Annotated in this window: 13 protein-coding genes; 4 read left to right on the forward strand and 9 right to left on the reverse strand. The window is 45.3% G+C overall.

Features of this window, described 5'->3' with window-relative positions; translation table 11 throughout:
* Positions 1–171 precede the first annotated feature (171 nt).
* On the forward strand, positions 172–1,374 hold the full coding sequence (locus GCU45_RS12460) for an IS110 family RNA-guided transposase (protein ID WP_152399186.1): 1,203 nt from the start codon (positions 172–174) through the stop codon (positions 1,372–1,374).
* A 247-nt stretch (positions 1,375–1,621) separates the two neighbouring features.
* Here GCU45_RS12460 and GCU45_RS12465 read toward each other — a convergent pair whose 3' ends face one another.
* The 3 genes from GCU45_RS12465 to GCU45_RS12475 all read right to left on the reverse strand — a co-directional run bounded on the left by GCU45_RS12465 (position 1,622) and on the right by GCU45_RS12475 (position 3,390).
* A complete protein-coding gene (locus GCU45_RS12465; RefSeq protein ID WP_152399187.1) occupies positions 1,622–2,074 on the reverse strand; it encodes an NUDIX domain-containing protein in 453 nt (150 codons plus the stop codon).
* 169 nt (positions 2,075–2,243) lie between these two features.
* Positions 2,244–2,819, reverse strand: coding sequence for a GNAT family N-acetyltransferase (locus tag GCU45_RS12470; RefSeq protein ID WP_152399188.1), 576 nt, complete (start codon positions 2,817–2,819; stop codon positions 2,244–2,246).
* Between the two features lie 271 nt (positions 2,820–3,090).
* Positions 3,091–3,390: a hypothetical protein gene (locus GCU45_RS12475; protein ID WP_152399189.1), complete on the reverse strand. Its 300-nt coding sequence runs from the start codon at positions 3,388–3,390 to the stop codon at positions 3,091–3,093.
* Positions 3,391–3,916: 526 nt separating this feature from the next.
* Here GCU45_RS12475 and GCU45_RS12480 point away from each other — a divergent pair.
* Positions 3,917–4,864 (forward strand): helix-turn-helix domain-containing protein, encoded by a 948-nt coding sequence (locus tag GCU45_RS12480; protein WP_244364539.1) that lies wholly within the window; start codon positions 3,917–3,919, stop codon positions 4,862–4,864.
* A gap of 209 nt (positions 4,865–5,073) precedes the next feature.
* The gene (locus tag GCU45_RS12485) at positions 5,074–6,024 is read left to right on the forward strand and encodes an aldo/keto reductase (protein ID WP_152399190.1); all 951 of its coding nucleotides are present in this window, start codon (positions 5,074–5,076) and stop codon (positions 6,022–6,024) included.
* Between the two features lie 58 nt (positions 6,025–6,082).
* Here GCU45_RS12485 and GCU45_RS12490 read toward each other — a convergent pair whose 3' ends face one another.
* The 4 genes from GCU45_RS12490 to GCU45_RS12505 form a co-directional block, all read right to left on the reverse strand.
* Positions 6,083–6,724, reverse strand: coding sequence for an HAD family hydrolase (locus GCU45_RS12490; protein ID WP_152399191.1), 642 nt, complete (start codon positions 6,722–6,724; stop codon positions 6,083–6,085).
* A 207-nt stretch (positions 6,725–6,931) separates the two neighbouring features.
* Positions 6,932–8,116 (reverse strand): serine hydrolase domain-containing protein, encoded by a 1,185-nt coding sequence (locus tag GCU45_RS12495; protein WP_208837121.1) that lies wholly within the window; start codon positions 8,114–8,116, stop codon positions 6,932–6,934.
* A gap of 210 nt (positions 8,117–8,326) precedes the next feature.
* On the reverse strand, positions 8,327–9,004 hold the full coding sequence (locus GCU45_RS12500) for a pentapeptide repeat-containing protein (RefSeq protein WP_244364541.1): 678 nt from the start codon (positions 9,002–9,004) through the stop codon (positions 8,327–8,329).
* A gap of 114 nt (positions 9,005–9,118) precedes the next feature.
* Positions 9,119–9,784: a TetR/AcrR family transcriptional regulator gene (locus GCU45_RS12505; RefSeq protein WP_094596983.1), complete on the reverse strand. Its 666-nt coding sequence runs from the start codon at positions 9,782–9,784 to the stop codon at positions 9,119–9,121.
* Positions 9,785–10,137: 353 nt separating this feature from the next.
* Between GCU45_RS12505 and GCU45_RS12510 the strand changes: the two genes are divergently transcribed.
* Entirely contained in the window at positions 10,138–11,499 is a 1,362-nt protein-coding gene (locus GCU45_RS12510; RefSeq protein ID WP_152399193.1) for a DJ-1/PfpI family protein, read from the forward strand.
* A 219-nt stretch (positions 11,500–11,718) separates the two neighbouring features.
* On the opposite strand, the gene GCU45_RS12515 is transcribed toward GCU45_RS12510, so the two are convergent.
* Positions 11,719–12,315, reverse strand: coding sequence for a chloramphenicol phosphotransferase CPT family protein (locus GCU45_RS12515; RefSeq protein ID WP_152399194.1), 597 nt, complete (start codon positions 12,313–12,315; stop codon positions 11,719–11,721).
* Positions 12,316–12,494: 179 nt separating this feature from the next.
* Positions 12,495–13,028 carry a GNAT family N-acetyltransferase gene (locus GCU45_RS12520; protein WP_152399195.1) on the reverse strand — a complete coding sequence of 178 codons (534 nt, stop codon included), beginning with the start codon at positions 13,026–13,028 and terminating at the stop codon, positions 12,495–12,497.
* Between the last annotated feature and the right edge of the window lie 77 nt (positions 13,029–13,105).

Below are 13,105 nucleotides of genomic sequence, written 5' to 3' on the forward strand. Positions count from 1 at the left end.
GGACGTTCCCCTGGGTCTGTAACCCGTCGCTAAAACTGATCGCCCCCTACTTGTAGAAACCATGTTTAAGCTGGTTGAGACGACCTAGATCTCGCATAACAAGCGATGTTGTGGAACTATGAGGTGTTTTAGGGGTACCGACATTTTCACTTTTAAGGGAGGGAGTATTTCATGAATCCAGTCATTGGTCTGGATATTTCAAAAGGTAAAAGATATGGACAAGTTTTCTTAGACAAAGGCAAGCCCATGGGACACCCTTTTTGTTTTCAGCATAACCAAGTAGGTCTTAGCCAACTGCTAGATGTCGTTTCAACTGTACAGGATACAGCAGGCAAATCCCCAGTTGTGATTCTGGAATCGACAGGACATTACCATCAGGCTGTAATTCAGTTTCTAGAAGAACACGGTATCCTATTTTTAGTTGTGAATCCTCTCATTTCACATCAAGCCAAAAAGTCAAGTCTACGGAAAGTGAAAACAGATGCAGTCGATGCCTATCGGCTCTGCGAGCTGTACTACAAAGAGGAATTTGAAGACCATATGCAACGAGGGGTTCAACTACTAAATCTTAGGCATCTAACGCGTCAGTTTGACTCGCTCACACAAATGTATGTACAGGTGAAGCTTCAGTTTCAGGCCGTTCTAGATCAAGTCTTTCCGGATTATAGAGGTATTTTCGGTGACCTTTATTCAAAAGTTTCGTTGCTGCTTCTAAAACAGTTCATGACTCCTGGGGCATTTCAAACAGCTGGCGTATCAACCGTAACACACACAATTACCTGCCTCTGCCCTAGGCGATCTGATCATTGGGCTAGTGACAAAGCAAGCTGTATCATGGTTGCTGCAGCAAATAATCCATTTCCAAAAGTGAGTTATAGTAGCCATCTAATAAGCTTAGCACTATTCATTGACTTACTTCTTCAATATCAAGAGCATCTTTCCCACCTGCAAAGTCAGATCGATGCCCTTGCTGAAGAAGTTGAATCTTATCAGATTATCCAATCGATTCCCGGAATAGGTAGCAAAATCGCTGCAACGATTTTGTCCGAGATCGGGGAAATCCATCGGTTTAATCACGCCAAAAAGCTGGTAGCTTTCGCAGGAATTGACCCTAGCGTCTACTCTTCTGGTAAGTTCACAGCGACAACCAATCGCATTACCAAACGCGGGTCTAAGAAGCTGCGTCATGCCCTATATCTCGCTGTACTATGCGGTCTAAAAAAGACCGGAAGCAAGAGGTTACGTGAATATTACGATAAGAAACGCGAAGCCGGAAAGCCTTACCGGGTTGCCCTCATTGCCTGCGTCAACAAGCTCCTTCACTGGATTTATGCCCTTCTAGTGAAGCAAGAAAGGTTTGTCGATTTAGATTAGTTAACACATTTTTCATCCGCAAGAACAGCCTTCCAGCATGTACAGAGAAGGTTATTTAGTGCGCCTATTTTTCAGTATACCGTCATCCCGTACTTTATTTAAGAGAAAAATGTTGACAAGATATTAGCTGGTTTTAGCTTAGTGAAGTCTCTGTGGCCACATGTGTTTGTGAGTAGTTAAATTAGATATTTCGTTTTAGCGACGCAGCGTAGATATGATGTTATGTGATAAGCATGCTTCTTTCTTGTTAGCTGAACAGCTCTTCTAAGTAGCTCTTTATAATATCTCTTCTAAATTCTTCATCTACTATATGAATTTCATCTTTAGTAATCCACTGGTATTTAAATTGGCTCCCTTGATCCCCTCCATCTCCTGTGCCAATATATTCCCACTTTTCTGGAAGTTTTCTATCTGGTACAACAAGAAAATCATGTCGTTCCACATTTGAATCTATAAATACTTTGTAATAATATTGAACTCCGAGTTTCTTCCTCATCAGTAAATAAGTCAACCCAGACTCTTCCAACATCTCTCTATATAAAGCCTCTTCAGCCGTTTCTCCAGGCTCAATATTTCCACCAGGTAACCTAAACTGTACACCGGGCTCATTCGAGTAAACTAATAATTTTTTTCTTCCCATCTGATCAGTTTGTACGATAAAACCGAAGGATTTTCTCTTTAGGGGTTTATTAGCCTTCATAAATTTTCTTCCTCATAATTAGATTTTATCGTTGCATGCTTTTCACATAACGACTTATTCACAGGCTGCCTTCAAATGATTTCATTGAGCCGTCTTATGTAGTGGAATGATCCGTTCTCAAGGCAAGTTTATAAAAAATCCATCCCTTACAGGATGGACATTACTCCAATCATATTTCTGCCTGTTTGCGAAATCGTTCCTTTGTGAGAACATGCAATAACTCACCGTTACATTCCTCGTAATCACCTGTCAAACCCATAAGTTCGCGTTCAAATACAAAGCCTAGTTTCCTAAAGACTCCTATTGACGCAGTGTTCTGGGAATTGGCCTTAGCGAACAATTTGTCTAACCCAATAACATCAAAGGCATAGGCTGTCAACGCGGAGGCTGCTTCAGTTGCATAACCATTCCCCCAATAGTCTCGGCCAATCAAATAATACAGTTCTTTATCAGGAGCACTTAAATCAAGTACGCCCACACCACACCAGCCGATGAAAGCGTCTGTTGCTTTGGTTCGAATCGCAAAGGAGTATTTAAATGGCATGTTAAAGGGCGTATTGTAACTGTCGATCAGCCACTTGAATAGGCCTTTATATTCTTCGAACGATAAAACTCCCATACGCATATAAGTGAACAACTCTGGGTTTTGCATCAGCTCAAACGATTCCATCAAATCACTTTCGATGTAAGGGCGAATGATTAGATGCTCTGTTTCTAATCGCATCATAGATAATTCGGATTGCATGTTGATTCTCCTCTTGTCTGTATTTGTTATACATCATGTATCAGACTAGAGTGAGAAATATGGCATACCCACCCCTCACTTTCCACACATTTTTATCTATTAGCATAATCTGTTACCCAGGAAAGATACAATGGATAATTTGATTTTAATCGAAGTTACCCTCTGGCTAATACCACACTTTACTGCTCGTTTAGAAAAGGCAGCCGATTCCAAGTAATCGGCTCTTTATTGAGCTATTGTACCCAGTTAGCTCAATCGATTATAAAGCGTCTTAGCAGATAGAGACTACGCTGTTTCTCATAGTCCCATCTTTATCATTTACATAATCTGTCCCGTTTTCACAATTACTTTTCCTTTCCCACTTCACTTCGTATTCATTATTAACATGTTTTATAGAAGTAATTTTGATTGCACCAAAAATGCTATAATTGTCATTCTTCTCATGATATTGCTCTACTATCAGTTTGGCTTTTTCTTCTGATATTTTAACAAGTTCAGCTTTAGGTGGGCGTTGACATCCACTTAGAAGTGCAATCAATACGAGCAATAACAAAGCAAATTTTTTGTTCATAATATGTCCACCCTTCCATTTGTCTTGGAGGCTGATCAGACATGTGTAAGGAGTTTCTTGACTATATGCCTTCCAAATTATGACGTAATTGGCTTGTTATATGTTGCGTTATCCTGCCCGTTAGCTTAATGCCTGAAGCCAGTTTAGCTTTGTACCTCCGTAAAGTCTAACCTTTGCCCTTTAACGGTCATAACAGCGAAAATTACGAAATGAGCTGGCGCCGCCTTAACAGGCACGATTCAATCTTCCGTAGTAACCCTCGGTCATCTTCATAGTCGAAAACAGTATCCAGGAAAACTTGCTCGTTTGGAGCTAAATGAACAAGTCGTTTGAGCTTTTCAGCAAAGTTTTCTCGCCAGGTTCCAGTTATACTAAACGTATAAGTGTTGAAAAGTTTGTTAAGAAACATAGAGGATGGTTCCTTTGAACATCGGCCAAAGCACATCGTTATCAGGTACAGTCCAAACGGCTTCTAATTATTCCACAGGTAAGCGCAGACGGGCATATCCGAAAGGATGATTATGAAATGGAAACTAGAGCAATCGCAGGAACAAGTAAGGCGGGGACGTCCACGACTATGAGATCAAGCAAAATGGTCAGGGTGCCTCATGAATTGGTAAAGTCTCCGAATAAAAAAGGAAGCTTGAAGCTGGATGGGATGTCCGTTATCGAATTCTGTTTTTACACGCAAGGCATTAAAGGAAGCTTTTTCTTGCAGGATCATCTTCTGCTAATCGTCAAGTCGGGTGTCTATACCATTCGCTTCGGTGATCGAGAATACACGATACGGAGCAACGAAATGATGTTTATTCATAAATCAACGGGAGTCGAGTACGAGAAAGCAGGTGAACCCGATTCCGATTATATCCTCGACTATACGATGTTTTTCCTAAACGAGAAGATCGTAGATGAATTCCTCAAATTCGCCGGTTTAAAACCCATTTATCTCGTGAATGATGTTGTTCCGATAACCGTCTTTCCGATCAATGACCGCATTGGAAGCTATATTGAGTCGTTAAAACCCTATTTCGAGAACCCTGACGAGGTCAAAGAAGGACTGGTTCGTGTAAAGCTGATGGAATTGCTGTTTCATATCGCAGATTCGAATGATCGTTTGTTTCATCAAATGATGCAGCCCATAAGCAAGGAAAGAGGCAGCATTGCAAAAATCATGGAGGAGAACTTCATGAATCCCGTTTCCCTTAACGACCTGGCCTATTTGTCCGGCAGAAGCCTGGCGGCGTTCAAAAGGGATTTTCAAGCAATATACAACACCTCCCCGCTCAAATGGGTTCGCAATCGAAGGCTGGATAAAGCCAAGGAGCTGCTAGCGGAAACCGTGTTATCTGTTACGGATGTCTGTTTTTCGACCGGATTTGAAAATATCGCTCACTTTTCCAAAGTATTCAAGGAAAGATTCGGACTCCCACCCTCAGAGTTTAGACGGCAGCTGAGGTTGAAGGAGGAAACCTAAAGGGGCTAAAAAATGGCTGCATAGGCACCTGATTTGAAGATACCGTTTCGCGGAATTTACAGCGGAACGGTATTTTGTTATGTACAGAAACAAAATGAGCTAAATAAACAAATAGAAATGAGCTTGTAGGCAAAGAAATTCATTCGTCTCCTTGATATTCTTATCTCATGCGTTAAACGTTTCATTGATTTAGAAAGGTGTTGAAACCAATGAAAAAAGTAAAATTGCAAAATGAAATGATTCCTCCCATCGCTCTTGGTACCTGGTCATGGGGGACTGGTCAAGGCGGCGGGGATGCTATTTTCGGGAATCATCTTACCGCGGAAGACTTAAAACCGGTTTTTGATGCGGCGATGAAAGCCGGACTCCATTTATGGGACACTGCGACGGTGTACGGAATGGGAGCCTCCGAAAGCATTCTGGGCGAGTTTACCAAAGGCCGCGACGATGTGCTGCTCTCAACGAAATTCACTCCGCAGCTTGGCGGCCCTGTTGAAGACCGCTTGAACAGCAGCCTGGATCGGCTCGGCGCGGACCAGACGGATATCTATTGGATCCACAATCCTCTTGATGTAAAAAGATGGACTCGAGAGCTGATTCCGCTCATGAAAAGTGGAAAAGTAAAATATGCAGGCGTCTCCAACCACACTCTGGAGGAAATCCAACTAGCACAAAGTATTTTGGCTGAAGAAGGGCTGAAAATCTCTGCTGTACAAAATCATTACAGCTTACTGTACCGTTCGTCCGAAGAAGCCGGAATCATTGATTACTGCAACGAAAACAACATTGTGTTCTTCTCCTATATGGTATTGGAACAAGGCGCATTAACTGACAAATACAATGCGAAAAATCCTCTCCCCAGCGGCACCAGAAGAGGAGAGGCGTTTGATGAAGACGTGCTTGCGAAACTGGAAGGCTTGATCCATGTTATGAAGGAAATCGGCAATCATCACAATGCGAATTCTGCACAAGTTGCCATCGCTTGGGCCATTGCGAAAGGAGCCGTTCCGATCATCGGCGTTACGAGGACTTCCCAAATTGCTGATGCTGTAAAAGCCGCTGAAATCACGCTGACAGCACAGGAAATCCATGATCTTGAAGCAGCGGCGAAGGAGACCGGAATAGTCATCAAAGGTGAATGGGAAAAGCCGATGCATTAATCACTATAATCCGTCTTTTGCCGGCCTTACCAGGTCCAAACGAAGGTTCTAGGGTCTCTCAGCTTACTTTCAGGATGATGTCCTTTAGTTCAATCAGCGTCTTGATTCGATAGTTGGCCTGTGAGAAGTCATGTGTTTTGGTGAAGTCGTTATGGACAATAGCACAGTCAATACCAGCTGCCACGGCTGAGCTCAGCCCTCTGTTTGAGTCCTCTACAACCAGGGTCTCTTCTTTGGTAGCTCCGAAGCGCTTTAGGCCGGTCAAGTATGGTTCCGGGTGCGGCTTGGTGTGCTCGTAGTCTTCACGAACAAGGACGAATTCCATGAATTGTATGATCTGGCGCTTTTCATGTATAAGCTGAAAATCCGCACGTTTTGCAGTCGTCACGATAGCCATGCGGACGTACTTTGACAGTTCGGCTAGAGTTTCAACTACACCTTCAATCTCTATGGCTTCTGTTCTTAGATACTCCTGATAATAGACGTTGCGGACCTCACGCTGCTTGCTGATGGTCTGTTCATCAATACCCGCCGCCCTAGCTTGAGACCAAGTGCCCAATGACTGGGTCATGTCGCGGAGGTACTGATCTTTATCCAAGGTAAATCCAATGTCAGCCAGAGCGCGTTCTCCCGCTTTGTAATACCAGAATTCAGTATCCACCAGAACACCATCATGATCGAAAAGTATGTACTTTTTCATTGTTTGGTTCTCCTTTGTCAGCTGTTGCAACCATTCGTGCCATCACGCGCCGCTGATCACCCTAAATAGACGGGGCCTGATGTGTTACTGAAGAAATAAGTTATTAAATAATTTCGGTTCTACAATTACTCTATCCTGCCCGTTAGTAGAATAAAGCCAGCCGATCAAAGAATCGGCTGGCTTCTTGTTCGTACGGGGCCACGGTGCTCAGTCTTGTTTACTTGCTGGCTCGGCCGCGTCAGCCGACCCGGCCTGCCCGCCGCCGAACACCTCCTCGACGAGCCTCGGAATCGCCTTCTGGAACGCCGCTGCCAGGGACATGGCGGCGTCGTCCACATAATTCACGGAGGCGGTCAGGGTCTTGCTGCCGTCTGGCGTGCTGTACATCAATGCCGCGTAGCCCGAAATGCCACCGTTGTGGGTGATGATGGTAACGTCGCCGTTCGGACCGGCGTTCTGCACGAACACCCCCAAACCATAGCCGATTTTGGGATACGGCTTGCACATCTCGGCCAGCAGCGGGGCCGGGAGGAGCTTGCCGCCCATCAGCGCGGAGATGAACGTGTGGAGATCCTGGGTGGTCGAGATCATATCACCACCGGTGGAGATCCAGGAGGGGTTCTGGCGGGTGATGTCGACCGTCTTCTGCTCGCCGGCGTCCTCGTACCGGTAGTAGGCGTGGGCATGCGGTTCGGGAATCTCCGGCTGGGTGTCTGGTACCACGGTACCCGACAGCCCAAGCGGCCCCAGTATTAGCCGCTGCATCTCCTCGGCGAGCGAGCTGCCGGTGACCTTCTCGATCAGCAGCCTGGCCAGCACGTAGTTGGTGTTGGAATAGCTCCAGTCCGTTCCCGGCTCGAATCGCGCCGGCTTGGATAATGCCAGCTGTACCAGTTCCTCCGGCCGGTAGGTCTTGAACCGGTTGTCTACCCACTCCTGGCCCTGCCAGGGGATCCCCGGCACGACCGTCCCGTCTTCGTAGTACTCGCCGGTGAAGTTGAACACCCCGCTGGTGTGTTGCAGCAGCATCCGCACCGTGATCCGCGGGTCCAGCCCGAACTCAGTCAGGTAGTCTACCACCGGGTCGTCCAGCCCGATCTTGCCCTCGGCAACCAATTGCAGCACCACGGTCGCGGTGAAGGTCTTGGTGTTGCTGCCTATCCGGAAGTGCCCGTTTGTAGGCGGCTTCGCCTCCTCGCCCAATCTGCTCACCCCGGCGCTGCCGACCCACTCGCCCTGCTCATCGTGCACGCGCAGCTGCACTCCGAGGAAACCGGAATCGACGATCTCCTGGATGGCCTTCTGCAGCTCCGGGCGATCCTGCCCGGCAGCGAATCCTTTTTCCTTCATATTTTCTGACGAACTAAAATTTTCCGTTGTTTTCTTTTCCATTTCGTTTCCCTCACTTTACTTTTTTATCAGTCCAATTGGTTTAAACTACAAACTCTCTCCCGGCTTGGCGTTCTCCTTTATCAAAGAATCCGCTTGTGTTCTTTCACTATAGAAGGCTCCGAAACGTCACCTTTCAGCACTTGGAGCTGCTTGTTGGATTTTTGCAGTCCTTTCACTTGAATGGTCTTGGTTTGCATCGGATCCCCTCCCTTAAATGACGGTGACTTTTGACAAATTGGCATCCATGCCTTTGAGAGCAGCAAATGTCAGTTTATCCATCGTCGCGCCGTCAAAGCAGATCGTTTTGATCATGCGATAGTACTTCTTAGTAAAGGTAAACCCCGGTTGGAAAGAAACATTATTTAATGTAGCGCCCTTGAACGAAGCGTTGCTTAAATCCGCTCTGTCAAACTTCACACCGATAAACGTCTGTCCGTCGAAACGCTGCCCGCTCAGATCGGAGTACTTGAAGTCAACCCCGTCAAACCAACAGTCCTCAAATATCGTTGTTTTCAGATCCGTTGTCGTTAACGTGACGTCGGTCATCCTTACACCCGTGAATTTGGCTCCGTTAAGATTCGCGCTGCTGAAGTTGGTTCGTACAAGAATCGACTTATTGAAGCTTGCATTTGTCAGGTCAAGCGCAGACAGGCTGCAGTCCGTCAGATTCGTGCCGTCAAAGTTGGCTTCGCGTACGTCGCTTCTATTAAACGTACTGCCGGTCAAATCCGAGCCCGAAAAGTCGGAACCGGCGAGCGCGCTGCCCTTAAACTGTCCTTTATGGGCCGTAACGCCCGCTAAGTCACTCTTCGCCAGGTTGCTTCCGCTAAAGTTGGTCACGACTTGCTGTTCCAGCGAGCGGGTGCTCATTGTCAATTTCTGATTCATTACATTCACGTCTCCTTATAATTAAGTTTTCTAACAAGCACTTTGAATCCGGATCACCTATTCATACCAACCGTTGGTATGAATAGGCTTAAAAATAAGCTGCCTCTCGGCAGTTTAGTTTTCTTTGCTGACTTCTCTAGCTGACATACGCAACAGTTCCTCGTACCGTTGAATCATTTGCTCATCGAACAGGTCAAGCCCCAGGCCTTTCAATATTTCATCGAAAAGCTTTACCTTGCGTAACACTACCTCGGGCGAAGCTGGAATGATCGCCGGGTTTAGCCAAATGTTGGTGAGTACCATCAGCACTTCGCTAAGCTCCCTAGGATAGTCGGTTCGGATCGATCCGTCTCGCATACCCTGTTCGATGATGGGCTGGATATAGATGGGTACGGCTTTATCGATGATGTTCTCGATCAGTGCCGCCAGCATCTTCGGATTGCGCAAGAGGTTCGGTGCCACCGATGCCAATTCGTCTTGGGCGGGATTGTCGAGAGAGACGAGGGAAATCTTGCGAAGCTTTTCCCGTCCGTTCAGCTCCTTGTCGTCCCGGACACTGGACAGCATATCATCAACACCTTGGAACAAATGATCGGTGACAGCCTGCAGGATCTCCTCCTTCGACTTGAAATGATGGTAAATTGCCCCTTTTGTCAGCCCGCCCAGCTCGTTGATGATATCCTGAACGGAAGTCTGCTCGTATCCCTTTTGAATGAACAGGTTAAGGGCCACGGTTAAGATCTGGTTGATTGTTTCTTCAGGATATTTATTCCTTGCCATACGTCTCCTCTTTTCATACATTCGGTTGGTATGTAACAAATATATCCGATCATCCTTTTAATGTCAACACCAAAAAAAAACATTTGACTACTTAATTTACAACTTTATTTTTTCGGTCTAACATCATGCTTCGGCAGCGTTGTCGAATAGCCCTTTTGAGTCATATTCAGAAAAGGTCGGGTCAGCTATTATGATAATGTAACGACATGCGTTATCCGGATATAAACTCTGCCTGGACCTAAGTCGGGGAAAATAACCGTCTTCGGATGGTTTTTCAATTTTTCTTTTCTTAGTATCCTTTAATTGGGAAAGTTAATAACAAATTTTTACTTACTGATTAAAGGAGAGAGAAAATGAAGAAAGTATGGCGTTTCGTTGTATATGCATGCGTTACGATTCTCGTAGTAGGAGGAACCGGAGCGGTCGGTTACATGCGTACGATGCAGGAGTCTATGTCGGTTTACGATAAGCCGGTTCCTATTTCTTTACAAAGCGTCCAAGCTCCTGCCTATGATTCGAAAAAGCCGACAGTAGCCGTGATGTTGGCAAATGAAGTGACCGAGGTGTTCGATTTCCTTGTACCTTACGAAATGTTCTCCATGACAGGCTCATATAATGTGTTTGCGGCTGCGCCCGACAAAAACGTCAAATCGTTGACAGGCGGTCTTGATATCGTGCCCCATTATACTTTTGATGAATTAGATCAATTGACGGGTAAAGGTCCGGATATTATCGTCATCCCTTTCATGCCGATTTTGGATGAAGCGAAATACAAGCCTGTCCGCGATTGGATAAGGAAGCACTCGGGCAAAGAAACGACATTACTGTCCATCTGCAATGGTGCCGAGAATTTGGCCGATACCGGCCTGCTGGATGGAAAATCTGCAGCAACGCACTGGGGGGATATCGGCAGGTTAGAAAAGAAATATAGCGAGGTTACTTGGAAGAGAGACCAGCGTTATGTGGCTGACAGCAATTTGGTCTCGTCTGCCGGGTTGACATCGGGGATCGATGCAACCCTGTACGTTATCTCCCAGCAAATGGGTGAGCCGACTGCTGAGAAAGTGGCGAAGGATATGAATTACCCTTCCTACCATTTTGTTCAACATCCGCAAATGAAGCCTTTCACGGCCGGATTGAGCGATGTCGTATATATTCTGAACAACGCCTTTCAATGGAGCAAGAAAAAAGACGGGATCCTACTGTATGACGGTGCCGACGAACTCATGTTATCCTCTGCTTTTGACACTTATGGAGCTTCCGGAACGACGACAACAATAACGGTATCAAGTAAACGCGAACCGGTCGTGACCCGGTATGGTCTCAATCTCATCGCCCGATATCAAATTGCAGATGCTCCGAAACTCGACAGAATGATTTTCGTAGGCCCGAACGTAAAGACGGTCGCTGCGGGCGATATACGAAACTGGAACGAAAACGGTGGAAAGGCTGAACAGCTTTACCTGCACACCGATTCGCCCGAGCGGTTCGCGATGGAACCAGCGTTTGAAGATCTGGCAAGGCAGGAAGATGTCCGGACGGCCAAATTCGCCGCTAAGCGGCTCGAGTACCGTGCCACGAGCCACTTAAAACTTGAAGGAGCTCCTTTTTCATATGAAGCGTTCGGCATTCCGATCGGTGTCGGCATGGTGTCTCTGTTCGTTCTTTATTTAGCAGACAGACGTTTCATAAGAAGAAAGAAACTTTCCGCATAAATTGGGATGCAAAAGAAGCATTTAAGACGTCAGGTCTGGATGCTTCTTTTGCGTTAGAGCGATTTGTTTTAATTAAACTATCTGCCGTTAACTTAACGACGACAGCCTATTATTTTGTCCGGCTGACGTCATGATTGAGCCATTGTTTATTCCAAATCCCCGCCAGACAGGGCCAATAGCCCCCATCTTGAATGTGTTGTTACCTGATGGATTCGCCTTCTATGAAACACTGACCTCTCTTTTACTTAATTTCTTAAATGCAGCATAATCCTGATCGGACTTAATCAAACTTAAAATTTTATCGGCACATTCTGTCGGACTCAACTCTTCAGTATTTACTTCAAGGTCATATTCATTAAAGGAATATACTTTGTCGAATTGGGAAGCTGCTAGTCCAATCCTTCGATCTCCCCTGATTTGCTCTCTTCTTGCGAGTTCTTCTTTCGAGCATATGACACCTACAAATAATGTAGGATAATCCAAAAGTACATCAAGATAATCATTAAACCACTTGTCATTTTCGATTACGGTATCGACGATGACATTCAGTCCCATTTCGGAAAACAATTTAATTGTCGCGTAGTACATGGAGATTATGGGATCAAATATGATTTGTCCGATAACTTCATCATCCAATTTTCTTACAGGTTTAGAATCTGGAAATTTATTATTAATAAAATCATTGTAATTATGATAAAAATCATCAATGGATAAATGATGAAAAAGAATCTCTTTCTGGTTGGTCAGTTCCATGGAAATACTCGTCTTTCCTGCACTTGAAGTTCCGTTCAACAACACAATAAGTCCTTTCTCCAAACGAACCACCCTTACCTATAAGATTTGCGTATCTTTCAGATAAACGTTATCTTCACAAAGTTCAATAAATTATCCAGCTGATAAAATATTCGAGAAACAATTGAATGATCCTGGCCTCTAGGCTAATGAAAATAACGTTTCCCGTTACCTTACTAATGAAATAAATTGGATTCCATCAATTATTTTATCGACCAAGGAATAGGTGTAACCTGATTGTTCTCCCAGTCTTCCCTAATCACCGCGTAACCGATGGAGTCAAACAATAGCCCGGCTTGTCTCCAAGATTTACGATGATACGCTTCCAACACGAACAACGATTTAGCAAACAGAGCTTGCATAGCCGTGTTATCCACTCGGGTATGTCCTTCAATGCGGATCGCTTCCGGGTATTCAGAGAACACGTGCGAGACGATCCAACTCAAAGCTGACTTTCCGATACCTTTGCCCCGATACTCGCTTCGGATTCTCAGATCGAACATAACAATCGGATCTGAGACGTCAAACAATCGGATCAGCCCGATTTTCTGATGGCCGCCTTGATCAATGATCCAGAACGTTCGAGTATTCTCATTGTGATAGGCGCCATTTTCATAAGCCTTTCTGATATCGGATTCAGCAGGGTTCTCAACTCCATGATAAGGCCAGCGATCTGATGTGAGGAACTGTACGAGCTCCTCAACTTCCTGTTTAACCGATTCAAAAGTGATACTCACGGTAATAACCCCTTTCTGTGGCTATGTGAATATTCCACAATTTCAAAAAATTCCTCTTATGCCGTCCGCAGCAAAGA

Origin of the sequence: Paenibacillus cellulositrophicus (assembly GCF_009363095.1) — a bacterium.
Lineage (GTDB): Bacteria > Bacillota > Bacilli > Paenibacillales > Paenibacillaceae > Paenibacillus_AQ > Paenibacillus_AQ favisporus.